The sequence below is a fragment of the Streptomyces sp. NRRL F-5755 genome (genome assembly GCF_001279365.1).
Classification (GTDB): domain Bacteria; phylum Actinomycetota; class Actinomycetes; order Streptomycetales; family Streptomycetaceae; genus Streptomyces; species Streptomyces rimosus.
The window spans coordinates 61,418-83,502 of record NZ_LGCW01000304.1; the positions used below are offsets into that span (position 1 = coordinate 61,418).

The following is a 22,085-nucleotide window of genomic DNA, read 5'->3' on the forward strand; positions in this document are numbered from 1 at the left end:
CGTTCGCAGGCCCGTACGGATCTCCGTACGCCGCCATGCCCCTCCCGGGCCTCAGTCCTTGATCTCGCAGATGACCGCGCCGGACGACAGCGAGGCGCCGACCTCGGCGGTCAGGCCCTTGATGGTGCCGGAGCGGTGGGCGTTCAGCGGCTGCTCCATCTTCATCGCCTCCAGGACGACGACCAGGTCACCCTCGGCGACCTCCTGGCCCTCCTCGACGGCGACCTTGACGATGGTGCCCTGCATCGGCGAGGCGAGGGTGTCGCCGGAGGCCGCGGAGCCGGACTTCTTGGCCGCCTTGCGCTTGGGCTTGGCGCCCCCGGCGACCGCGGCGCGGGCCAGCGGCATGCCCAGCGAGGACGGCAGCGAGACCTCCAGGCGCTTGCCGCCGACCTCGACGACGACCGTCTCGCGGGTGTCCGCCTCGGCCTCGTCCGTGCCGGGCGCGGCGAACGGCTTGATGTCGTTGACGAACTCGGTCTCGATCCAGCGGGTGTGCACCTGGAACGGCTCGGCGGAGCCGGTCAGCTCGGGCGCGAACGCCGGGTCCTTGACGACCGTGCGGTGGAAGGGGATGGCGGTGGCCATGCCCTCGACGGTGAACTCGTCCAGCGCGCGGGCGGCGCGCTGCAGCGCCTGCTCGCGGGTGGCACCGGTGACGATCAGCTTGGCGAGCAGCGAGTCCCAGGCCGGGCCGATGACCGAGCCGGACTCCACGCCCGCGTCCAGGCGCACACCGGGACCGGCCGGGGCCTCGAACGTGGTGACCGTGCCGGGGGCCGGGAGGAAGTTGCGGCCCGGGTCCTCGCCGTTGATACGGAACTCGAAGCTGTGGCCGCGCACCGGCGGGTCGTCGTAGCCCAGCACCTCGCCGTCGGCGATCCGGAACATCTCGCGGACCAGGTCCAGGCCGGTGACCTCCTCGGTGACCGGGTGCTCGACCTGGAGGCGGGTGTTGACCTCCAGGAAGGAGATCGTGCCGTCCTGGCCCACCAGGAACTCGCAGGTGCCCGCGCCCTCGTAGCCGGCCTCCTTGAGGATGGCCTTGGACGCGCGGTACAGCTCGGCGTTCTGCTCGTCGCTCAGGAACGGCGCGGGCGCCTCCTCGACCAGCTTCTGGTGGCGGCGCTGGAGCGAGCAGTCACGGGTGGAGACGACGACCACGTTGCCGTGCTTGTCGGCCAGGCACTGGGTCTCCACGTGCCGCGGGCGGTCCAGGTAGCGCTCGACGAAGCACTCGCCGCGACCGAAGGCCGCCACGGCCTCGCGTACGGCGGAGTCGTACAGCTCCGGGACCTCTTCCAGCGTGCGGGCCACCTTCAGGCCGCGCCCGCCGCCGCCGAAGGCCGCCTTGATGGCGATCGGCAGGCCGTGCTCCTCGGCGAAGGCCACCACCTCGTCCGCACCGGAGACCGGGTCGGGGGTGCCGGCGACCAGCGGCGCACCGGCGCGCTGCGCGATGTGACGGGCCGCCACCTTGTCGCCGAGGTCGCGGATGGCCTGCGGCGGGGGGCCGATCCAGGTCAGTCCGGCGTCGAGGACGGCCTGCGCGAATTCGGCGTTCTCGGAGAGGAAGCCGTAACCGGGGTGGATGGCGTCGGCGCCCGAATCGGCGGCGGCGGCAAGGACCTTGGCGATGTCGAGGTAGCTGGTGGCAGGAGTGTCACCGCCCAGGGCGTAGGCCTCGTCTGCCGCGCGGACGTGCAGGGCGTCCCGGTCAGGGTCGGCGTAGACGGCTACGCTCCCGATTCCGGCATCCCGGCATGCACGGGCTACGCGGACAGCGATTTCGCCTCGGTTGGCGATGAGCACCTTGCGCACGATCGGTTCCTCCTTGGCGCTTCGCCGCAACAAATTAGGACGTCGCGAGTTTAGGGACTGGCGACACCGCGTGCCGACCCGTTCCCGGTAGTGAGCTTGCCCACACGGAGCGTGCGTCCGGTGCGGGTCCGGGACCGAAGTCCCCGGTATCCCAGGGTAAGGCCCGTATTCCGGGGGCCGTGCGGTGATCAAAATGTGGGCAAGGTCTCGCCCGGCCGTCCTCCGGCGGAACCCCGTTTCTTTGTGGAGTCCCTACGAATGGGCGAAGGAAACTTTGCCCGCGTCTGCGTCCGGGGGCCGCGTCCGCTTCCGCTCCCGGCTCTTACCCGTATCCGGCCTCTTGTAGAGCGGGGGGTACTCAGGAGTAGCGTGCGCGGTGGTCCTTCGTACTCGCGGTAACAGTGCAGCGGCCGGAAAGTGGGTGGACGGGGTGGCGGCACGCAGACCGGTGGCGTGGGTGGCGGCGGTGGTACTCGTACTGGAAGCGCTCGCCATCCTCTTCCTCAACTACGTCCTGAGCGTCGTGGTGGACAAGCAGGACATGTCCATGGCGGGCATGGACCCCGCCGCGATGTCCACCGGCGCCTGGGTGCTCGGCGCCGTCTTCGCCCTCTACCTGGTGTGCTGCGCCGTCCTCCTGGCCCGCATCGCGGTAGGCGACCGCCCGCCGGGCACGTTCGGCCGCATCGTGCTCATCACCTGCGCGGTGGTGCACGCCGTCCTCGGCGCGTTCGCGGTCGGCCTGGTCGGCTGGACGGCGTTCGCGCTGCTGATGGCCGTCCTGGCGCTGCTGGTACTGACGCTGACGGCGTACGGAACGGCATACGGGCCCGGCGGCAGCGCACCGCCCGCTACCGCTCCGACTCACCCCACGAGCTGACCGCCACCTCGTCCCCCACCGACAGCTTGCCCGGCCGCAGCACGGCGAACTTGGCGCCGAACACGACGCCACCACCGGTCGCGCGCCGGTAGTCGGCCAGCGTCCGCAGCGGCTCGGGCCCGGTCCGCGCGCCGGAGGACTGCTCGACGGTGGTGACGGCGCACCGCACGGCGAGCTTGGCGTACCCCAACTCGGCCTCGCCGACCCGCATATGACGCACCCGGTCCTCGGTATGCGGCTCGTCCCACCCGTCCACCACGATGTTCGGCCGGAACCGGTCCATCGGCAGCGCCGCCGCCCCCCGCTCCGCGAGCCGCGCGTGCAGCAGCTCCAGCGATGCCCGGGACACGACATGCAGCGCACAACTGTCGGCGTACCCGGACGTCCCGGGCGTCAGCCCGTCCGTAACCCGCCCATGGTCCTCCGGCACCCGCACCAGCCGACTCGGCGCACCGAGCACCTCGGTCAGCCACCCGGCGACGGCATCCCCCTGATCGATGCCCCGGTAGGGCGCCTTGAACATCTCCACATCCCTGGGCACGGACGAAGCGTCCACATCCAGGGACAGCGCCTCGATCCCCGGCGCGCGCAACGTCATGTGCTGACCGTCCTGGCTGATCTCCGGACGGATCACCGCCATCACAGGATCACGCCGCTGACTCCGGAACACCCCGTCCGTGCCGGTCACCATGAAACTGCGATCGTGCGCGAGCCCGGCGGGCGTCAGCTCCGCCGTACTCACCGACACTCCGGAGCAGCCCTTGATGGGGTAATACGTCAGCTCCGCAATCGTGGCCTTACTGGCCATGTGCTTCCCCCGTTCCTCCGCGCGATGATGCTGCCAACCTAGCGCCGCGACTTCAGCCCAGCCCCGCCGCCTCCCGCCGCAGCGCCTCCGTCAGAGGCCCGCGCAGCCGGGCGAAGTCGGCCACCGGGAGGGCGGCCGAGACAGCGGTGAGTGCGGTGGGCGGGGTGCCGGGGCCGCCGGGGCGTACGGGGACCGGGACGGCGATGCAGGCCATGCCGGATACGGACTCCTCGCGTTCCACGGCGACTCCGTCCCGGCGGACCCGGCGCAGTTCGCGTTCCAGGCGGTCGGAGGTGGTGATGGTGTGCGGGGTGCGGGGTGGCAGGCCGCTGGTGGTCAGGTACTGGCGCCGGGTGGCGGCCGGGAGGGCGGCCAGGAGGGCGCGGCCGTGTGCCGTGGCGTGGGCGGCGGTGTCCTGGCCGACGGAGAAGGCGGAGTCCGGGCCTGCGGCGCCGTCCAGCACGGCGATCCCGCCGTCCCGGTACGTGCTGAAGAAGACGTCCGCGCCGGACGACCGGCGCAGCCGCACCAGCATCTCGTGCACCCGCTCGTCGATCCGCAACTGCCGCTGGAACGCGCGGTGCAGGGCCGGTACGCGGTAGCCGAGGGTGTAGCCGGCGGGCGTACGGGTCAGATGGCCGCGTTCGGTCAGTGAGCCGAGCAGGTCGTAGACCGTGGACAGGCCGCAGTCCAGCTGCCGGGCCAGCACCTTGGCCGGTACCGGCTCCGCCGCCTCGGCGACCGCGTCGAGCAGGTCCAGGGCACGGTCGACGGACTGCGGCATGGGGGGCTTCCTCCGGGGCGGGCATGAGGGCGGGTGCGGGGCGGTACGGGTGCGGGGTGCGCGGCGTGCGCAGGCGGCCTTCCAGGCTCGCACAGCTTTACGGAGGGGGTGCATCGGATGCGGAGGGGCCGGGCCGGAATCCGGGGACGGGCCGTGACGGTCGTCACCGCTCGGGGGAATCCGGAATGTCCGGCTCCCGGATGCGGTTGCTCTGCGCAGGGCCACCACTTTTCCGATGTCGGAACGCGAACGCGATCTCGGAACCTAGCTCAACGGGAGTCATCTCAATGCAGTGCTTCGACTGTGCGGAACTCGGCAGCGCGACCGCCGCGCTGGCCGTCTGCGCGGAGTGCGGTGCGGCGGCGTGCGCCGCGCACGCCGCCGCGGTCCCGCGCACGGTCCACCGGACGGCGGGCCTGGGCCGCAGCACGTCCCACACGGCGGGCCGCCGCCTGCTGTGCACCCACTGCCGGCACGCCGCCACGGCAGCGGCGTAGGGCGTGTCTTTCGGATCATCCTGGGCCCGCGACGCTCCCCCAGCTGCCGCTGGGAGGTGCCCCCAGGCACGGCACCTCGCGGCGTTGTCGCATCACCCACGGACACCGCCGCGGGCTGCTCCAGGCTGATCCAAAAGACACGCCCTAACCCTGCGGAGCGCCCGCGCAGGTCAGGGCGCCACCAGGTGCACGATCTCGCGCGGGCGCACCTCCCGCTCGTCGTAGACAAGGTCCAGTTCGGGCGCCGCCTGCACGGCGGCGAGCGACGCGCGGGACGCCTCCTCGGACTCCCACTGCACGATCGACACCACCGCGTCGCCGTCCGCCGTCAGCCAATAGTCCGCCGACAGGCAGCCGGGCGTACGGCGGAACACTTCGGCGGTGCGGTGGACGCGGGAGACGAATTCCTCGCGGTGCGCGGCGTGCGGGTAGTGGTGTCCCACCATGGCGACCTTCATGACGTTTCCCTCCGTATGGTCCGACGGTGAGCGGTGCGGCCCGGGTCCGTGTGCTCCCCGGGGTCGTACGTGAGGCCGAGCGCGCCGGTGGCGGCTCTGGCCACGAGCGGTGCGTCGTGCGGGGCGTGTCCCGACAGGGCGATCGACGTGCCCTCGATCGCGCCGACGAAGGCGAGCGCGAGGGTCCCGGCGGGCGGGCCGTCCGGGGTATCCGGGATCGCTCCCGCCTCGCGCGCCGCCTCGATCAGGGCGGTGCAGCGGTCGAGCAGATCGCGGTAGCCCTGCTCGACCGCGCGGCCGACCGGGTGGTCCTGCCCGGCGAACTCCAGCCGCAGCGCCATCGCCACCCGGGCGATGTCGCGGCGGCAGTAGACGGCGTGCCCGCGCGCCAGCGTGAGCAGCGCCGCGATCGGGTCGGGCGCCCGCTCGACGAACACGCCGACCTCCTGCCACCAGGTGTCCAGCACCCATTCGGTCACGGCCAGGGTGAGGTCCTGCTTGCCCGTGAACTGGTGGTAGAGCGCGCCGCGGGTGTAACCGGCGTCCTGGGCGACCTGTTCGAGCCTGAGGTTGCCGTAGCCGTATCGGGACAGGCCCCGGGCGGCCGATTCGAGCAGCGCGGCACGGGTGCGTGCACGGCGGTCGGCCTGCGTGGTGCGGGGGTGCGCGACACGGTGCTGCCGGGCCGCATCCCGTCCCGCGGGCCGATCCGCCGCGCTGCTCTTACGTACATCCATGTATGTATGTTACGGGTGCCGGCGCGCGGCCGCAATGGCTGCGCCTCGGTTCCCCGTCACCGTCCGTGAACCGTCCTGGAACCCGCTCCGCGTGCGACGGCGGCGTACCGGGGCCACCATGCGAGGAGGGCGGGCGAGGAGGGCGAAGAGCGCCCCGTGCCCGGTTCGTGAGGAGGTAGGGATGCTGCCGGTCGCCGATCTTCAGGCTGACTGTCCGCGCGACGGCCGTGGTACCTCGCTCGGCAGGGTTCCGGTCGCGCCGGGCGCGGACCGGGTGATCTCTCCTGGACCACTGCGTGGATAACACGGACGCACACGAGGCCGGAGCGGCGGATACGTGCGGGCCCGACACCCCCACCCCGGCAGCCCTCCTGCGCACCGCCGGCATACCCGCCGAGATCTGGACCCGCGCCGGGAACCCGCAGCTCTTCGACCGTGCAGGCGAGTACGACCGCGCGCGGCAGCAGCAGGCCGACCGCGCCCGCGCCCTCGCCGGACAACTGGGCGCCACCGTGGTCCCGCACCCCGAACTCGCCGGCACCGACCGCGGAACCGTCCTGGCCCTGCGCCGCCGCCTGCACGCCGGCGCGGCCCCCGGCGAAGCGGACTGCGCGTATCTGGAGTCCCTGGCCGCCGTCCCGGAGGGCCTGGTGCACGAGGCCGTCGCGGTGCACCGGATCGGCGTAGGGCTGTCCCGTACCCGCCGGGAACTGGAGCGCGCGGTCGCGGACGAAGCGGACCGCGTGGGCGCGCTGGGCTGGGCGCTGGCCTTCGCGAGCCCGGTCATGCGTGCCTTCCTGGCCGACGCGGCGCCGGAACTGATACCGGCCGTCGAACGGCGGCTGGCGCACGGCGAGTCCTGGAGCGGCAAGCGCCTGCGCAAGAGTGCCGCGTACCTGTGGCGGGCGCTCGGCCGGGCCGCGGTGAAGACCACACCGCGCGGCTGGGTCGGCCAGGTCGCGCCGGTGCCGCTCGAACCCCGTCCGCAGCCCGGCCGTACGCTCCCGGACGAGCCGCCGCCGCTGCTCGCGCCCGGTACGGCGCTGGGCCCGATGGCGTCCGAGGCAGCGGAGAACGTGCATGCGGCGCGGACCCGGCTGAGCACCGTGGACCTGACGACGGCGGACCCCGCGACCCCGCTCGCCCCCGCGCCGCTGCACTTCCGCGCGGGCGGCGCCGTGCGGTTCTGGGTGATCGATCCGGCCGTACGGGACCGGCTGCGCCAGGTCGAACTGCGCCGTACCCGGCCGCTGGACGCCGTACTGACGCTGCTGGCGGAAGGGCCCCGCCCGCTGGGGGAGATCGAGGCGGCGCTGCTGGGCACCACGGGCCGCGGGCCGGGGCCCGGAGCCGGCACCGTTACCAGGTCCGGCGCCGGGTCCGGCATCAGCCCGGGAACCGGCACGGCGGACGACGGCGCCCGCCGCGTCCTGCGCGGCTTCCTCGCCCACCTGCACGGCCTCGGCGTCCTCCGGGTCTGCGCCGCCCCGCATCGCCGGCGCAGCGCGTGGACCCCGGCGGTGGCCGTCCGCGAACGGGACCGGCTGCCGTGTACGGAGCCGCTGGGGGACGCGGAGTTCGTGGACTCGTACCGGATGGCCGAGGGAGCGGGCTCCGGTGCGGCCACGGTGCCCGCTACGGCCGTCGATGCCGTACGCGATGCCCTGCGCACCGCGGCCCGCCTGGCCGCACTGCGCGAGGCCGACCGCCAACCCGGCTCGCCCGCACGGGAGTTGCGCGACGAGTCGCGCGGCTTGGACGAGCGCCCTCGCCTCCTCAGGGATCTCCTGGCCGACCAGTGGCCCGCCCCCGAGCCGCCACCGGACACCCCCTCCACCCGCCACCGCTACGAAGGCTGGCACCCGGCCCGCACCGCGCACTCCGGATACGCGCGCCTGCTCGCCCACCTCGCCACCCGCGGCGACGCACAACAGGTGGACCTCACCGATGCGTTGCTCGACACCTTCGACGCGCCCGCGGGCACCGCCGTCCTGCCGCCCTGGCCCGTCGACTGCCTGGTGCGGCCCCTCGCCGGTCCCGGCCCGCTGGCCGTCCTGGAGACGGCCTCACCCGCCGGCCTGCTCGACGCCCGGTTCGCCGACGCGCTGCACGCCCTGCACGGCGGCTATGGCAACGCCGAGCGCCACCGCGCCTTCCTCGCCGCCGTCGAGCGGGAGGCGGGCGTACGGTTCGTCGAAGTGCTGGTGCCGCCGCCGGCCGAGCGCGCGGCCAACGCCGTACGCCGCCCCCTGGTCACCAGCTGGTGGACCGGCGACCCCGACCCCGCGCCGTACTACGGGACGGCCCCGGGCCCCGGCACGGCCCGCTACCTGCCGCTCGACCGCATCACGCTGCGCCGCGACGGCGGCCGGGTGATCGCGGAGGCGGACGGGCGGCGCATCGTGCCGGTCCACCACGGGACGCGCGGCGCCCTGCCGCCGTACGACGTGCTGCTGCGGCTGCTGATGGCCGCGAGCCACCCCGCGACGGCGTACGGCGTCCAGCTCGACGGGCTGGCGGGCGCCTTCCCGCGGGCCGAGCGGCTGCCCCGGCTGACGGTGGGCGGACGGCTGGTCGTCTCCCCGGCCGTCTGGCGGCTGCCGCGTACGGCACTGTGGCGCGCCGACGCCACCGACCTGGACAAGGTACGCACCCTCGCGGCCCTGCGCCGCGCGGCCGGCCTGCCGCGGTACGCGTTCCTGCGCTACGGAGCGGGCACCGAACCCGTACCGGCCGACCTCACGGCACTGCCCACACTGCGCGTCATCGACCGGCTGCTCACCCAAGGGAGCGCCCAAGAGAGCGCTCAGCAGAACGCCGGCGAACTGCTGGTCGAGGAGATGCTGCCCGGGCCGGACGGCCTGGTGCTGCGCGACCGCGCGCACCGGGACGGCGGCCGGAGCCGCGACGGCGCGTACGTCGCCGCCCAGTTGCTCATCAGACTTCCGCACGACCGCGCGATCGGCGATCTCGCGGCGTCCGCGGCCGCCGCCCTGCACGGCGGGACCCACCCTCCCGCACCGCTCGCCCCCAGCGGGCGCGACGCCGAGGCGGACCCCATCCATTGAGAGACAGATGGAGAGACAGGGAGCAGCGGGCTACGCCCAGAGATCCGTGATCGCCACGTCCAGCTCCGCCAACAGCCGCCGCAGCAGCGGCAGGGACAGGCCGATGACGTTGCCGGGGTCGCCGTCGATGCCGTCGATGAACGGGGCCGACCGGCCGTCCAGGGTGAAGGCGCCCGCCACGTACAGCGGTTCGCCGGAGGCCACGTACGCGGCGATCTCCGCGTCGCTCGGCTCGCCGAAGCGGACGGTGGTGGAGGCGGTGGCCGACACCCGGCGGCCCCCGTCCGCCGTGTCGATCACGCAGTGGCCCGTCCGCAGGACGCCGGACCGGCCGCGCATCGACTTCCAGCGGGCGGTCGCGTCCTCGGCGTCGGCGGGCTTGCCGAGCGCCCGCCCGTCCAGTTCGAGGACCGAGTCGCAGCCGATGACCAGGGCGCCGGCGGCCTCCGGGCGCGCGGCCACCGCGTCCGCCTTCGCCTCGGCGAGCACCCGGGCCAGCTCGGCCGGGCTGTCGGCGGTGATCGCGTCCTCGTCCACCCCGCTGACGACGACCTCGGGCGCGAGCCCGGCCTGGCGCAGCAGGCCGAGCCGGGCGGGGGACTGGGAGGCGAGGACGAGACGGCGGGCGGCGGCGCGGGGCTGAACGGTCATGACCGCCATCGTACGGAGCGGCGCGGGCGCGGTACGAACGGAACGGGGCGGGCGCCCTGCGACGCCCGCCCCGCTCCATGCCGTCCGGCGGCCCGCTCACTTGCCGAGCACGGCCTCCATGACCTTCTTGGCGATCGGGCCGCCCAGCTTGCCGCCGGCGATCTCCTTGCGCGGGATGTCCATGTCCGAGGGGTCGACGAAGACCGCGACCGCGACCGGCGAGCCGTTGCCCTGCTTGGCGTACGAGACGAACCAGGCGTACGGGCGCTCGTCGCGGACGTTCGCGCCGTGCTGGGCGGTGCCGGTCTTGGCGCCGACCTTGACGCCGTCGATCAGCGCCTTCTTCGCCGTGCCGTTCTCCGCGGTGTTCTCCATCATCTCCTGCACCTTCTTCGCGGTGCTCTCGGAGACGGCCTGGCTCAGCTCCTTGGGCTCGAACTTCTCGATCGTCGACAGGTCGGGGCCGCGGGTCTCCTCGACCATGTACGGCTGCATGACCTTGCCGTTGTTGGCGAGCCCGGCGACGACCATGGCCATCTGCAGCGGGGTGCTGGTCAGGCTGCCCTGGCCCATGCCGGTCAGCGCGGTCTGCGGCTTGTCCAGCTTCTTGGGGTAGCCGCTGGTGGCCGTGCGCACCGGGGTGAAGATCTTCTGGTTGAAGCCGAACTTCTCCGCCGTCTCGCGCATCTTGTCCGTGCCGAGCCGGTTCGCCGCCTCCAGGTAGGTGTTGTTGCAGGACCACTGCATGCCGACCTTCAGGGACGCGTTCGCGCACGGCGCGGTGGTGATGTCGTTGCCGACCTTGGTGGCCGTCTGCGGCAGCGTGTACGGCACCGGGGCCTGCACCGGGGTGTCGATGTCCGGGACGATGCCGTGCTCCAGGGCCGCGGCGGCGGTGAGGATCTTGAACGTGGAGCCGGGCGGGTAGATCTCCAGGGACGCCCGGTTGTTCATCGGCTTGGACTTGTCCTTGATGAGGGACGTGTACTTGTCGCCCTCCTTGAAGGAACTGCCCGCGAAGACCGACGGGTCGTAGGACGGCGTGCTCGCCATCGCCAGGATCTTGCCGGTGGCCGGCTCCAGGGCGACCACCGCGCCCTTGGCGTTCAGGTCGGTCAGGGCCTTGTACGCGGTGCGCTGCGCCTTCTCGTTGATCGTCGTCAGCACGTCGCCGCCGCGCGGCTTCTCACCCGTCAGCACGTCCTTGGCGCGCTTGAGGAAGAGCCGGTCGTCCTTGCCGCTGAGGATGTCCTTGTAGACGCCCTCCAGGAACGTGGTGCCCTGGGACTGCGAGGCGTAGCCGGTGATCGGCGCGTACATCGGGCCGTCCTTGTAGACCCGCTTGTACTTGAAGTCGCCGGCCGTCTCGACGGACCCGGTGATGGGCTTGCCGCCCACGATGATGTTGCCGCGCGGATAGGAGAACGCCTCGATCTTCACCCGGCGGTTGTTGTCGTCGTTCGCCAGCGCGTCCGCCTGGACGAACTGCACCCAGGTGGCGCGCACCAGCAGCGCCAGCACCAGTACCCCGCAGAAGACGGCTATGTGTCTCAGCGGCCTGTTCATCGCTCTCCACTCCCCTTGCCGTACGGCCCGGTGCCGCGCGGACCGGGCCGTACGGGCGCCCGAATTGCGGCCTTCAGAGGTAAAGGATGTCCCAAGTGGGGACGGCGGTTGCAGGCGGGGTGTGTGAGCTGGTCCTCTTTGTCTGTTCTCGTTGCGGAGATGTCCTGTGATGTCCGCAGCGGGAGCTGTTCGTGGCCGGGTCTCCCGCCGCCCGGCACCGGGTGCGGACGAGCCGGGCCGGGCTCCCCGCCCGCGCCCCCGCCCCGCGCGGGCAAGCCACCCCAACTGACCGTGCGGACAGCGTGGTTGACATACTGGGCCCGTTCCCATGCGGGTGACGAGGGGGAGGCGTTGGGCATGGTTCGCACTGTGGTCCCTGTGGGGTTGGCGGTTGTCCTCGCGGCGATCGGCGTGCTGCACTTCATCTGGGCTTTCTCGACCTGGCCGATGAAGGACGCGGTGACGTTCACCAAGACGATCGGTGGCAGCGACGACGGTGTGATGCCGTCGGCACCGAGCACGGTTCTGGTAGGCCTGGCACTGGTCGGCGGCGCCGTGCTCACCCTCATGGTCAACGAGTCCGTCCCGGCGATCGGCCCGCACCGGCTTCGGCTGGTGGGTATGTACGGCCTGGCCGTGGTGCTGCTCGTCCGTGGCCTGGGCGGGTACTTCATGAACTCCGGAGCCGCCGTCGAGTTCCAGCGGTTGAACAGCTTCCTGTACTCGCCGCTGTGTGTGGCACTCGGCGTCCTGAGCGGCGTGGTCGCGATAGCCGCGAGCAGGCGCTGACACGCCGTGGGCGGGTGATCCAGCCCGCTCAGGCCCCGCCGACCAGCATGACCATCAGCACCACGGCGGCCACGGCCAGCACGATGCCCATCCGGCGGAGCATCGCCTGTACCTGGCGCAGCTCCTCGGGGGGCTCGTCGGGCGGATCGGACCACAGCATCCTTCGATCCTGCGCCGGGAACGCCGTCGGCGCCTGAGTACGCGTACTCAAGCGCCGACGGGTATGGGGACTACGGCGGGTTCAGCGCGGCCAGTAGCTCGTGCGCCACGCCCGCGGCCCCGGGTGCGGCAGCCGGCGGCGCGGGATCGTGGACGCCGGGTCGGCCCATTCGTCCGTACGCTCCGGACCGGGGGTGGCGGACGCGGCGGCAGCGGCGGCCGCCGCGCGGGTGCGAACCACCGCCAGTGCGGCGGCCAGCTCCTCGGGTGTGGGGTTGCCCCGGACGACCTTGATCATGATCGACCGACCTCCTTGAGGGGTTGCGGCGAACGGCGGACAGCGCTGCTGACGGGCACGGGCGCCCCTACAGCGGGATGTTGCCGTGCTTCTTCGGGGGCAGCGACTCGCGCTTGTTGCGCAGCGTGCGCAGCCCGCGCACGATGTGCCGACGGGTCTCGGACGGCATGATCACCGCGTCCACGTAGCCGCGCTCGGCCGCGACATACGGGTTGAGCAGCGCGTCCTCGTACTCCTGGATCAGCTCCTGGCGGCGGGCGTCCTGCGCGGCCGGGTCCTCGATCGCGGCGAGGGTGCGGCGGTGCAGGATGTTGACCGCGCCCTGCGCGCCCATCACCGCGATCTGCGCGGTCGGCCAGGCCAGGTTCAGGTCGGCGCCCAGGTGCTTGGAGCCCATGACGTCGTACGCGCCGCCGAACGCCTTGCGGGTGATGACCGTGATCAGCGGAACCGTGGCCTCCGCGTACGCGTAGATCAGCTTGGCGCCGCGCCGGATGATGCCGTCCCATTCCTGGTCCGTACCCGGCAGGAAGCCCGGTACGTCCACGAAGGTCAGCACCGGCACGTTGAACGCGTCGCAGGTGCGCACGAACCGCGCCGCCTTCTCGCTCGCGTTGATGTCCAGCGTGCCCGCGAACTGCATCGGCTGGTTGGCGACGATGCCGACCGCGTGGCCCTCCACCCGGCCGAAGCCGGTGATCATGTTCGGCGCGAAGAGCGCCTGCGTCTCCAGGAACTCGCCGTCGTCGAGGACGTGCTCGATGGCGGTGTGCATGTCGTACGGCTGGTTCGCCGAGTCCGGGATCAGCGTGTCCAGCTCGCGGTCGTGGTCCGAGGTCTCCAGGTCCGCCTCCTCGGGGAAGGCGGGCGGCTCGGAGAGGTTGTTGGACGGCAGGTAGGACAGCAGCGCCTTGACGTACTCGATGGCGTCCTTCTCGTCGCCCGCCATGTGGTGCGCCACGCCCGAGGTGGTGTTGTGCGTCCGGGCGCCGCCCAGCTCCTCGAAGCCCACGTCCTCGCCGGTGACGGTCTTGATGACGTCGGGCCCGGTGATGAACATGTGCGAGGTCTGGTCGACCATGACCGTGAAGTCGGTGATGGCGGGGGAGTAGACCGCGCCGCCCGCGCACGGGCCGACGATCAGCGAGATCTGCGGGATCACGCCGGAGGCGTGCACATTGCGGCGGAAGATCTCCGCGAACAGGCCGAGCGCCGCCACGCCCTCCTGGATACGGGCGCCGCCGCCGTCGTTGATGCCGACGACCGGGCAGCCGTTCTTCAGGGCGAAGTCCATCACCTTGACGATCTTCTCGCCGTAGACCTCGCCCAGCGAACCGCCGAAGATGGTGAAGTCCTGCGAGTAGACGCAGACCGTACGGCCGTCGACGGTGCCGTAGCCGGTCACCACACCATCGCCGTACGGCCGGTTCTTCTCCAGGCCGAAGTTGGTCGAGCGGTGCCGCGCGAATTCGTCCAGCTCGACGAACGAGCCCTCGTCGAGCAGCAGCTCCACGCGCTCACGCGCCGTCAGCTTGCCCTTCGCGTGCTGCTTTTCCACGGCCCGCGCCGACCCGGCGTGGGTGGCCTCCTCGATCCTGCGCTGGAGATCGGCCAGCTTGCCCGCGGTCGTGGTGATGTGTGCTTCCGGCTCGGACATCGGGATGCGGCTCCTGCTCGTCCTGGACTGGTGCTCGTACGAAGGTGGTACGGGGGTTGAACGGGGATGGCTACCGATTCGTAGCGTATCGGCGGGACTGCTCAGCGGCACTGCGTCGTTGACCACACCTAGGCTGGGGCCATGACGCCTCAACCACCGGAAAACCAGGACAAAGACCATTCGGGGACCGGCGCCGGGGGGCGCTGGTCCGACCTGGAGCGCCCGCCGCTGAACCACACGGCGCTGCGCCGCGCGCTGCTGCGGCCCGGCGCGCTGTGGACCGACCTCGATGTGGTGCCCGCCACCGGCTCGACCAACACCGACCTCACCGCGCGGGCCGCGGCCGGGCTGTCCGAAGGGGTCGTCCTCGTCGCCGAGGAGCAGTCCGCCGCGCGCGGGCGGCTGGACCGCCGGTGGTCGGCGCCGCCGCGCTCCGGCCTCTTCTTCTCCTTCTACCTGACGCCGAAGGTGCCCGTGGAGCGCTGGGGCTGGCTGCCGCTGCTCGCCGGGGTGGCGACCGCCAGTGCGGTGGCCCGCACCGCCGGGGTGGACACCGCCCTGAAGTGGCCCAACGACCTGCTGGTCACGGTCGGCGACGAGGAGCGCAAGGCCGGCGGCATCCTCGCGGAGCGCGCCGGGGACGGCGTGGTGATCGGCATCGGCCTCAACGTCACGCTGCGCGCCGAGGAGCTGCCCGTACCGGGCGCGGGATCGCTGGCCCTGGCCGGCGCCAAGGTCACCGACCGCGACCCGCTGCTGCGGGCGGTGCTGCGGTCGGTCGAGGACTGGTACGGACAGTGGACCGCGGCGGACGGCGACGCGGCGGCCTGCCGCCTCCAGGACGCGTACGCCGCCGGGTGCGCCACGCTCGGCCGGACCGTACGGGCCCAGCTGCCCGGCGACCGGGAGCTGCGCGGCGAGGCGGTGGCGATCGACGGGGACGGGCGGCTGGTGCTCGCGACGGAGGAGGGGATGCAGCAGCCGGTCGACGCGGGCGACATCGTGCACCTGCGGCCGGCGGGGCAGGAGTAGCGGGCTGTCCACGTTTGCGTCCGTATAGCGGTCAAGAACGATCAGATCCTGGTCAAGAAACCTCGGGAGCAATCGCACTTATGTGTCGTTGGGGGCGAAAGCGACGAGGCGGGAGAGTGAGCCAGAGCACACCTGCCGTATCGTTGAGGCGGTCCGCCGTGCAGCGGACGACGAGCGAGCAGTGATCGGAAGGGCAGTGCGCAGGGAACGGACAGGGAGCGGGCGGTGACCGCCGACGACTCGGGCGCCGGCCCGCGCGAAGCGGACATCGCCCCTCGTGAGACGGGGGCTGCTCGCAGTGAGGGGGACCCGGCACGGACGGACGGCGGCGCGTCCGCCGACGGCACCGCCACGCGTACCGGCGGCCGCGCGGCGGGCGCCGGGGCCGCGGACGGCGCGGTGAACGGCGTGGCGCGGGCCGACGGCGCGGGCGACGCCGGTGACGACGACACCATCGCCATCCGCCTCGAACAGCTCATCCTCGGCGCCGACCGCCGCTACACCCCCTTCCAGGCCGCCCGCAGCGCGGGCGTCTCCATGGAGCTGGCCTCCCGCTTCTGGCGCGCCATGGGCTTCGCCGACATCGGCCAGGTCAAGGCGCTGACCGAGGCCGACGTGCTGGCGCTGCGGCGGCTGGCGGGCCTGGTGGAGGCCGGGCTGCTCAGCGAGGCGATGGCGGTCCAGGTGGCCCGCTCCACCGGGCAGACCACGGCCCGGCTCGCCGACTGGCAGATCGACTCCTTCCTGGAGGGCCTGACCGAGCCCCAGGACTCCGGCCTGACCCGTACGGAGATCACCTATCCCCTCGTCGAACTGCTCCTGCCCGAGCTGGAGGAGTTCCTCGTCTACGTCTGGCGCCGCCAGCTCGCCGCCGCCACCGGCCGCGTCGTGCAGGCGCAGGACGACGCGGAGATGGTCGACCGGCGGCTCGCGGTGGGCTTCGCCGACCTCGTCGGCTTCACCCGGCTCACCCGCCGCCTGGAGGAGGAGGAACTGGGCGAACTGGTCGAGGCGTTCGAGACCACCGCCGCCGACCTGGTCGCCGCGCACGGCGGCCGGCTCATCAAGACGCTCGGCGACGAGGTCCTGTTCGCGGCCGACGACGCGGGCATCGCGGCCGAGATCGGCCTGCGCCTCATCGAGACCATGGCCAACGACGAGACGATGCCGGAGCTGCGCGTCGGCATCGCGTTCGGCACGGTCACGACGCGGATGGGCGACGTCTTCGGCACCACCGTGAACCTGGCCAGCCGGCTCACGTCGATAGCGCCGAAGGACACGGTGCTGGTGGACGAGGCGTTCGCGGAGGAGCTGGGGCGTACGGGCGAGGCGCCGGTCTCCGAGGCCGACGCGAAGGCCGCCGCCGAGGCCGCGGCGGGCGGCGCCGGACCGCTGCCCGAGTACCGCTTCGCGCTCCAGCCGATGTGGCAGCGGCCGGTGCGGGGACTGGGCGTCGTGGAGCCCTGGCTGCTGAGCCGCCGTACCTGAACCCCGGTGCGTGTGATCCATCCCGTTCCGGCAGCGGCACCCCCTGGCTAGAGTGGCGAACGATCGTTAACGACCATTGCCGGTCGTTGTCGAACCACCGTTGACCAGGGAGGGTGCTGCATGGACACGCAACGCTTCGGGGAGTTCGTCGGCGTACACCGCCACGGCCACGTCGCCGAGCTGCGGCTCGACCGGCCCAAGGCGATGAACGCCGTGTCCACGGCCATGGCGGACGCCGTCACCACCGCCTGCGACACCCTCGCGGCCGACCGCGACGTCCGCGTCACCGTCCTGACCTCCACCCACGAGCGCGCCTTCTGCGTGGGCGCCGACCTGAAGGAGCGCAACTCCTTCAGCGACGCCGACCTGATGCGGCAGCGCCCGCGCGCCCGCGCCGCCTACACCGGCGTCCTGGAGCTGCCGATGCCCACCATCGCCGCCGTCCACGGCTTCGCGCTCGGCGGCGGTTACGAGCTGGCGCTCGCCTGCGACCTGATCGTGGCGGACCGTACGGCCGTGGTCGGCCTGCCGGAGGTGTCGGTGGGCGTGATCCCGGGCGGCGGCGGTACGCAGCTGCTGCCCCGGCGCGTCGGCGCGGCCCGCGCGGCGGAGCTGATCTTCACGGGGCGGCGGGTGGAGGCGGCCGAGGCCCGTGAGCTGGGACTCGTGGACCAGCTGGTCGACGAGGGCCGGGACACCGAAGAGGCCCTGGCCCTGGCCGGGCGCATCGCGCGGAACTCCCCGGTCGGCCTGCGCGCCGCCAAACGCGCCCTGCGCCTGGGCCACGGCCTCGACCTGCGGACCGGCCTGGACCTGGAGGACGGCGCCTGGCGCAGCGTGGCGTTCTCCGGCGACCGGGCGGAAGGCGTGGCCGCCTTCAACGAGAAGCGGCGGCCGGAGTGGCCGGGGGAGTGAGGACCGCCGCCGCGCCCACGGGCCGGGCGGGCCCGGCCCGCCCGGCGGGGTAACGCACCGTGTCCATCCGGAAAAGGCGAACGGCCCCGAACATTCCTACGCTGTAGTGATACGAAGCGCGCACGGTGACGGAATGTGAGGTCCGGTGACGGACGAGGGTGACGACAGGCTTCGGGCCGTGGTGGCACTCGCACAGGCGATGGCGGCCGCGCACACCCCGCGTGAGTCCGTGCGGGCCGCGGCGGAGGGCGTGCGGGCCGCCATAGGGGGCTCCTTCGCGGCGATCTCGGCCTGGGAGCGCGAGCTGGGCCGGCTGAAAGTGCTGGTCAACGTCGGTGAACTGGCCGAGGGGGAGGAAGAGTTCCCCCGGGACGAGGCGTATCCGGTGCACGAGTTCCCGGAGATCGTCGGATTCCTGCACGAGCAGTGGGCCGGGGGCGGCCAGCCCGACGCGTGGGTCGAGACCGCCGACGGCCTGGCGCAGGAAGGTCCGTACAACCACCAGCGGGTGGCCGCGCTGCGCCGCCGCGGCCGGGGCTGTTGTGTGGTCGCGCCGATCGTGCTGCACGGGCGCGCGTGGGGCGAGCTGTACGTGGCCCGCTCGGCCGGGGAGCCGGTCTTCACGCGGGCGGACGCGGAATTCGCCACCGTACTGGCCGCGGTGACCGCCGCCGGGATCGCGCAGACGGAGCGGCTGGCGGAGGCGCGCCGGCTGGCGTTCACGGACTCCCTGACCGGCCTGGCCAACCGCCGCGCGGTCGACATGCGGCTCGACGAGGCGCTGGAGCGGCACCGCAGGGACGGCGCGGTGGTGAGCCTGGTGGTCTGCGACTTGAACGGGCTGAAGCGGGTCAACGACTCGTGCGGGCACGCCGTCGGCGACCGGCTGCTGGAACGTTTCGGCTCGGTGCTCTCCCTGTGCGGCGCCATACTGCCGGGCGCCCTCGCGGCCCGCCTCGGCGGCGACGAGTTCTGCCTGCTCACGGTGGGTCCGCCGGCCGACGAGGTGGCCAAGGTGGCCGCCGAGCTGTGCGACCGGGCCGCGGAACTGGAACTGGGCGAGGGCGTCGCCGTCGGCGTCGCCTCGACCGGCGACCCGATCGGTCCGGTGCGCTCCGCGCGGCGCCTGTTCCGGCTGGCCGACGCCGCCCAGTACCGGGCGAAGGGCGCCGGCTCCCGCGGCCCGGTGGTGGCGGGCCGGGACGGCGGTACGGACGATCCGGTGGTACGCCTGGCCGACGCCCCGGAGCGCGCCTCGACGACGGAACGGCGCCGGTTCCGGCGGTGAGGTCCCCCTACGGTGGCCGCGCTCCGGCCGGTGACACGGTCGTGCGGCGGCGTTGCCGGGGCCGCTGCGCATCCAGTGGTGACATCCAGGGATTCAGCTTCTAGGGTGCCTGAATATGGATATGCACACTGTGGTGCTGGGGACGTCCGGCACGACCGCACAGGACGTCATCGCCGTCGCCCGCGGCGCCGCCCGTATCGAGCTGTCCGAGGAGGCCACGGCCGCGGTCGCCGCCGCCCGCGCGGTCATCGACGACCTCGCCGCCAAACCGGATCCGGTCTACGGCGTCTCCACGGGCTTCGGCGCCCTCGCCGTCCGCCACATCAGCCCGGACCTGCGGGCCCAGCTCCAGCGCAACATCGTGCGCTCGCACGCCGCCGGCATGGGGCCGCGGGTCGAGCGCGAGGTGGTGCGCGCGCTGATGTTCCTGCGCCTGAAGACCCTGGCCTCCGGGCACACCGGCGTGCGGCCGCTGGTCGTCGCCACCATGGCCGAGATCCTCAACGCCGGGATCACCCCGGTCGTCCACGAGTACGGCTCGCTCGGCTGCTCCGGCGACCTCGCGCCGCTGTCGCACTGCGCGCTGACGCTGATGGGCGAGGGCGAGGCGGAGGGCCCCGACGGCGTCGTACGCCCGGCCGGCGAGCTGCTCACCGAGCACGGCATCGCGCCGGTCGAGCTGCGCGAGAAGGAGGGCCTGGCCCTCCTGAACGGCACCGACGGCATGCTCGGCATGCTGATCATGGCCTGTGCCGACCTGGCCCGCCTCTTCACCACCGCGGACATCACCGCCGCGCTCTCCCTGGAGGCGCTGCTCGGTACGGACAAGGTGCTCGCGCCCGAACTGCACGCCATCCGCCCGCACCCCGGGCAGGCCGCCTCGGCCGCCAACATGCTCAAGGTCCTGGCCGGTTCGGGCCTCACCGGCCACCACCAGGACGACGCCCCGCGCGTCCAGGACGCGTACTCCGTGCGCTGCGCCCCGCAGGTCGCGGGCGCGGGCCGGGACACCCTGGACCACGCCCGCCTGGTCGCGAGCCGCGAGCTGGCCGCGGCCGTCGACAACCCGGTGGTCCTGGCGGACGGCCGGGTCGAGTCGAACGGCAACTTCCACGGCGCGCCGGTCGCCTACGTCCTGGACTTCCTCGCCGTCGCCGCGGCCGACCTCGGCTCGATCGCCGAGCGCCGTACGGACCGCCTGCTGGACAAGAACCGCTCGCACGGCCTGCCCGCGTTCCTGGCCGCCGACCCGGGCGTCGACTCCGGTCTGATGATCGCTCAGTACACGCAGGCCGCGCTGGTCAGCGAGCTGAAGCGGCTGGCGGCGCCTGCTTCGGTGGACTCCATCCCGTCCTCCGCCATGCAGGAGGACCACGTCTCCATGGGCTGGTCGGCGGCGCGCAAGCTGCGTACGGCCGTGGACAACCTGACCCGGGTGCTCGCCGTCGAGCTGTACGCGGCGACCCGGGCGGTGGAGATGCGCGACGGCCTGACCCCGGCGCCCGCCACCCGCGCGGTGCTGGCAGCCGTACGCGCCGCGGGCGTCCAGGGCCCGGGAGAGGACCGTTTCCTCGCACCTGACCTGGAGGCGGCGTACGACTTCGTCCGCAGCGGCCGGCTGGTGGAGACGGTGGAGCAGGTCACCGGCGAACTGGCCTGACGGGCAAGGACCGCGCGCGGATCGGTCCGCGCGCGGTCCGGTGCTTCTTTGCCAGGTTGCTGCCGGCTGGCTGCCGGGTCTCTTCGCAGGTCGAAGCTGTACGGGCGGCTCCGGGCCCCGCTCAGACCTCGCTGCCGCGCGTACGGCGGACGGAGAAGCCGACCAGGCCGGCGCCGATGCCGAGGAAGGCCGCGCCGCCGATGACGTACGGCGTGGTGTCGAAGGCGCCGGTGTCCGCGAGCAGCGCGTCCGGCTCCCGCTGCGCGTCCTGCTGCGCCTGGCCGGCGGACTGCGGCTGCGTGGTCGGGTCCTGCTGGGCCGAGCGGGGGGTGTGCGTCGTCCGTTCGCCGTGTTCGACGGTGGCGTTCGCGGACGGTACGAACCACAGCGCGAGCAGTACCGATCCCGCGGCTGCGGCGGTCAGCAGTGGTCGACGTGCGGTCACGGGCACGGAAACGATCCCCCTTGTGGGCTCGGCAAATTGACCGTTGACAACAGATGTTAGTGACAGCCGCGGGTCGTGGGGAAGTCAGGACCGGCTGGTGCTTACGCTCCCAGACATGAGCAATGACGAGACATCACGGTTTGTCCGGCTCCATGTCGAACTGGTCATGGAGGTCGCGGACTCGGACCGGCTGACCGGCGCCGCACTCGACCACATCAACGCCGACCCGTCCCTGCCCGCGGAGGAGCGCGGTCATGCGCGGGAAACGGTGCACAACGATCCGGCGGAGGCCCTGGCGTACCTCGTGGACCCCTTCGACCTGGTCGAGGACGTGCCCGGGGTGGAGCTGACCCAGGCGTCGTGGAGCAGCGAGGAGATCGACTACGACGCGGACGCGGAGTGGGTCCTCGGGGACGACGCGGAGGACGAGGGCTACCCGGAGGACGACGAACCCGAGGGCGCGGAGACCGCGGACGGGGTGCGGGTCCGCTTCTGAGGCGGAACCGCACGCCGGGCGCTCCTCGCCACCGGCACCGCGCACCCCCGGACGACGCCCGACCCCGTCCGGGGGTTGCGTGGTATTTGCCACAGCTGTCCTACGTATGGAACGGACGAAACGGAACAGACGTTCCTGAGGTGTCGCCCGGCAGTCTGCGGTGCGGCGCCCGGCTCGGGGGTTCCCGGGTTCGGCAGCAAGGCAATGGAGAGTCGTGTGATGACGGACAGCAAGCGTCGCAAGGGCCTGATAGCCACTGCAGCGCTGCTCGGGGGTGTGCTGACCCTCGGAGCGTGCGGCGGTGGCGACGCCGGTGACGAGGGCGGCCACGACAACACGAAGAAGGTCGACGAGGCGGCGGCGAAGGACGCCTCCGAAGCCAAGATCAAGATATCGCCGGAGAACGGCTCGGCCGACGCGGGTATCAGCAGCGACGCCAAGGTCAGCGTCACCGGCGGCAAGCTGACCGACGTACAGATGACCTCGGGCGAGAACAAGAAGCCCGTCGAGGGCACCCTCGCCGCCGACGGCAGCTCCTGGAAGCCGAAGAAGCAGCTGGAGCGCTCGACCAAGTACACGATCACCGCC

The 22,085-nt window shown here is 72.7% G+C and carries 22 protein-coding genes; 11 read left to right on the forward strand and 11 right to left on the reverse strand.

Annotated features, from left to right (window positions below; translation table 11 throughout):
• Positions 1-51: 51 nt before the first annotated feature.
• On the reverse strand, positions 52-1,821 hold the full coding sequence (locus tag ADK86_RS34540; protein ID WP_030586707.1) for an acetyl/propionyl/methylcrotonyl-CoA carboxylase subunit alpha: 1,770 nt from the start codon (positions 1,819-1,821) through the stop codon (positions 52-54).
• Between the two features lie 421 nt (positions 1,822-2,242).
• On the opposite strand from ADK86_RS34540, the gene ADK86_RS34545 reads away from it, so the two are divergent.
• The gene (locus tag ADK86_RS34545) at positions 2,243-2,701 is read left to right on the forward strand and encodes a hypothetical protein (protein WP_234346214.1); all 459 of its coding nucleotides are present in this window, start codon (positions 2,243-2,245) and stop codon (positions 2,699-2,701) included.
• Here ADK86_RS34545 and ADK86_RS34550 read toward each other — a convergent pair.
• Together ADK86_RS34550 and ADK86_RS34555 are read right to left on the reverse strand one after the other, a co-directional pair.
• Entirely contained in the window at positions 2,673-3,509 is an 837-nt protein-coding gene (locus ADK86_RS34550) for an MOSC domain-containing protein (protein WP_053700160.1), read from the reverse strand. The genes ADK86_RS34545 and ADK86_RS34550 overlap by 29 nt on opposite strands.
• 52 nt (positions 3,510-3,561) lie before the next feature.
• A complete protein-coding gene (locus tag ADK86_RS34555; RefSeq protein ID WP_053700161.1) occupies positions 3,562-4,293 on the reverse strand; it encodes an IclR family transcriptional regulator in 732 nt (243 codons plus the stop codon).
• Positions 4,294-4,580: 287 nt separating this feature from the next.
• On the opposite strand from ADK86_RS34555, the gene ADK86_RS34560 reads away from it, so the two are divergent.
• Entirely contained in the window at positions 4,581-4,790 is a 210-nt protein-coding gene (locus tag ADK86_RS34560; RefSeq protein ID WP_053700162.1) for a DUF2180 family protein, read from the forward strand.
• A 170-nt stretch (positions 4,791-4,960) separates the two neighbouring features.
• On the opposite strand, the gene ADK86_RS34565 is transcribed toward ADK86_RS34560, so the two are convergent.
• Both ADK86_RS34565 and ADK86_RS34570 read right to left on the reverse strand, forming a co-directional pair.
• A complete protein-coding gene (locus tag ADK86_RS34565) occupies positions 4,961-5,248 on the reverse strand; it encodes an antibiotic biosynthesis monooxygenase family protein (protein WP_053700163.1) in 288 nt (95 codons plus the stop codon).
• Positions 5,245-5,985 carry a TetR/AcrR family transcriptional regulator gene (locus ADK86_RS34570; protein WP_053700164.1) on the reverse strand — a complete coding sequence of 247 codons (741 nt, stop codon included), beginning with the start codon at positions 5,983-5,985 and terminating at the stop codon, positions 5,245-5,247. The genes ADK86_RS34565 and ADK86_RS34570 overlap by 4 nt, the downstream gene beginning before the upstream one ends.
• A 296-nt stretch (positions 5,986-6,281) precedes the next feature.
• On the opposite strand from ADK86_RS34570, the gene ADK86_RS34575 reads away from it, so the two are divergent.
• A complete protein-coding gene (locus tag ADK86_RS34575) occupies positions 6,282-9,053 on the forward strand; it encodes a lantibiotic dehydratase (protein ID WP_053700165.1) in 2,772 nt (923 codons plus the stop codon).
• A 30-nt stretch (positions 9,054-9,083) separates the two neighbouring features.
• Here the strand turns inward: ADK86_RS34575 and ADK86_RS34580 are convergent, their stop codons facing one another.
• Both ADK86_RS34580 and ADK86_RS34585 read right to left on the reverse strand, forming a co-directional pair.
• Positions 9,084-9,704: a Maf family protein gene (locus ADK86_RS34580; protein ID WP_053700166.1), complete on the reverse strand. Its 621-nt coding sequence runs from the start codon at positions 9,702-9,704 to the stop codon at positions 9,084-9,086.
• A 96-nt stretch (positions 9,705-9,800) separates the two neighbouring features.
• A complete protein-coding gene (locus ADK86_RS34585) occupies positions 9,801-11,270 on the reverse strand; it encodes a peptidoglycan D,D-transpeptidase FtsI family protein (RefSeq protein WP_053700167.1) in 1,470 nt (489 codons plus the stop codon).
• A 378-nt stretch (positions 11,271-11,648) separates the two neighbouring features.
• On the opposite strand from ADK86_RS34585, the gene ADK86_RS34590 reads away from it, so the two are divergent.
• Complete coding sequence (locus ADK86_RS34590) at positions 11,649-12,059, forward strand: DUF3995 domain-containing protein (RefSeq protein ID WP_234346207.1); 411 nt, start codon at positions 11,649-11,651, stop codon at positions 12,057-12,059.
• A gap of 28 nt (positions 12,060-12,087) precedes the next feature.
• Here the strand turns inward: ADK86_RS34590 and mmpB are convergent, their stop codons facing one another.
• The 3 genes from mmpB to ADK86_RS34600 form a co-directional block, all read right to left on the reverse strand.
• The gene (gene mmpB, locus ADK86_RS45330; RefSeq protein ID WP_003981923.1) at positions 12,088-12,219 is read right to left on the reverse strand and encodes a morphogenic membrane protein MmpB; all 132 of its coding nucleotides are present in this window, start codon (positions 12,217-12,219) and stop codon (positions 12,088-12,090) included.
• An 81-nt stretch (positions 12,220-12,300) separates the two neighbouring features.
• Complete coding sequence (locus ADK86_RS34595) at positions 12,301-12,516, reverse strand: acyl-CoA carboxylase subunit epsilon (protein ID WP_053700169.1); 216 nt, start codon at positions 12,514-12,516, stop codon at positions 12,301-12,303.
• 67 nt (positions 12,517-12,583) lie between these two features.
• Positions 12,584-14,173, reverse strand: a complete 1,590-nt coding sequence (locus tag ADK86_RS34600) for an acyl-CoA carboxylase subunit beta (RefSeq protein ID WP_053700170.1) — start codon at positions 14,171-14,173, stop codon at positions 12,584-12,586.
• Positions 14,174-14,314: 141 nt separating this feature from the next.
• Here ADK86_RS34600 and ADK86_RS34605 point away from each other — a divergent pair, with 141 nt between their 5' ends.
• From ADK86_RS34605 to hutH, 5 genes are all read left to right on the forward strand, one after another.
• Complete coding sequence (locus ADK86_RS34605) at positions 14,315-15,205, forward strand: biotin--[acetyl-CoA-carboxylase] ligase (RefSeq protein ID WP_053700171.1); 891 nt, start codon at positions 14,315-14,317, stop codon at positions 15,203-15,205.
• A gap of 225 nt (positions 15,206-15,430) precedes the next feature.
• Positions 15,431-16,693 (forward strand): adenylate/guanylate cyclase domain-containing protein, encoded by a 1,263-nt coding sequence (locus ADK86_RS34610; RefSeq protein WP_053700172.1) that lies wholly within the window; start codon positions 15,431-15,433, stop codon positions 16,691-16,693.
• Between the two features lie 120 nt (positions 16,694-16,813).
• Positions 16,814-17,608, forward strand: a complete 795-nt coding sequence (locus ADK86_RS34615; protein WP_053700173.1) for an enoyl-CoA hydratase/isomerase family protein — start codon at positions 16,814-16,816, stop codon at positions 17,606-17,608.
• A gap of 199 nt (positions 17,609-17,807) precedes the next feature.
• Entirely contained in the window at positions 17,808-18,896 is a 1,089-nt protein-coding gene (locus tag ADK86_RS34620) for a GGDEF domain-containing protein (protein WP_053700180.1), read from the forward strand.
• 115 nt (positions 18,897-19,011) lie between these two features.
• The gene (gene hutH, locus ADK86_RS34625; protein WP_053700174.1) at positions 19,012-20,556 is read left to right on the forward strand and encodes a histidine ammonia-lyase; all 1,545 of its coding nucleotides are present in this window, start codon (positions 19,012-19,014) and stop codon (positions 20,554-20,556) included.
• Between the two features lie 121 nt (positions 20,557-20,677).
• Here the strand turns inward: hutH and ADK86_RS34630 are convergent, their stop codons facing one another.
• Positions 20,678-21,007: a hypothetical protein gene (locus ADK86_RS34630; protein ID WP_078952454.1), complete on the reverse strand. Its 330-nt coding sequence runs from the start codon at positions 21,005-21,007 to the stop codon at positions 20,678-20,680.
• Between the two features lie 109 nt (positions 21,008-21,116).
• Here ADK86_RS34630 and ADK86_RS34635 point away from each other — a divergent pair, with 109 nt between their 5' ends.
• Together ADK86_RS34635 and ADK86_RS34640 are read left to right on the forward strand one after the other, a co-directional pair.
• Entirely contained in the window at positions 21,117-21,497 is a 381-nt protein-coding gene (locus ADK86_RS34635) for a hypothetical protein (RefSeq protein WP_053700175.1), read from the forward strand.
• A gap of 219 nt (positions 21,498-21,716) precedes the next feature.
• Positions 21,717-22,085, forward strand: a 369-nt coding sequence (locus ADK86_RS34640; RefSeq protein WP_234346209.1) for an Ig-like domain-containing protein, incomplete at its 3' end; no start/stop codon positions are given.

What these genes read in the sequence shown, in the direction of transcription:
- ADK86_RS34550 (WP_053700160.1), bottom strand. Translation starts at nt 3,509, where the DNA reads ATGGCCAGTAAGGCCACGATTGCGGAGCTGACGTATTACCCCATCAAG.
- ADK86_RS34555 (WP_053700161.1), bottom strand. Translation starts at nt 4,293, where the DNA reads ATGCCGCAGTCCGTCGACCGTGCCCTGGACCTGCTCGACGCGGTCGCC.
- ADK86_RS34560 (WP_053700162.1), top strand. Translation starts at nt 4,581, where the DNA reads ATGCAGTGCTTCGACTGTGCGGAACTCGGCAGCGCGACCGCCGCGCTG.
- ADK86_RS34565 (WP_053700163.1), bottom strand. Translation starts at nt 5,248, where the DNA reads ATGAAGGTCGCCATGGTGGGACACCACTACCCGCACGCCGCGCACCGC.
- ADK86_RS34570 (WP_053700164.1), bottom strand. Translation starts at nt 5,985, where the DNA reads ATGGATGTACGTAAGAGCAGCGCGGCGGATCGGCCCGCGGGACGGGAT.
- ADK86_RS34580 (WP_053700166.1), bottom strand. Translation starts at nt 9,704, where the DNA reads ATGACCGTTCAGCCCCGCGCCGCCGCCCGCCGTCTCGTCCTCGCCTCC.
- ADK86_RS34585 (WP_053700167.1), bottom strand. Translation starts at nt 11,270, where the DNA reads ATGAACAGGCCGCTGAGACACATAGCCGTCTTCTGCGGGGTACTGGTG.
- mmpB (WP_003981923.1), bottom strand. Translation starts at nt 12,219, where the DNA reads ATGCTGTGGTCCGATCCGCCCGACGAGCCCCCCGAGGAGCTGCGCCAG.
- ADK86_RS34595 (WP_053700169.1), bottom strand. Translation starts at nt 12,516, where the DNA reads ATGATCAAGGTCGTCCGGGGCAACCCCACACCCGAGGAGCTGGCCGCC.
- ADK86_RS34600 (WP_053700170.1), bottom strand. Translation starts at nt 14,173, where the DNA reads ATGTCCGAGCCGGAAGCACACATCACCACGACCGCGGGCAAGCTGGCC.
- ADK86_RS34605 (WP_053700171.1), top strand. Translation starts at nt 14,315, where the DNA reads ATGACGCCTCAACCACCGGAAAACCAGGACAAAGACCATTCGGGGACC.
- ADK86_RS34615 (WP_053700173.1), top strand. Translation starts at nt 16,814, where the DNA reads ATGGACACGCAACGCTTCGGGGAGTTCGTCGGCGTACACCGCCACGGC.
- ADK86_RS34620 (WP_053700180.1), top strand. Translation starts at nt 17,808, where the DNA reads ATGGCGGCCGCGCACACCCCGCGTGAGTCCGTGCGGGCCGCGGCGGAG.
- hutH (WP_053700174.1), top strand. Translation starts at nt 19,012, where the DNA reads ATGGATATGCACACTGTGGTGCTGGGGACGTCCGGCACGACCGCACAG.
- ADK86_RS34635 (WP_053700175.1), top strand. Translation starts at nt 21,117, where the DNA reads ATGAGCAATGACGAGACATCACGGTTTGTCCGGCTCCATGTCGAACTG.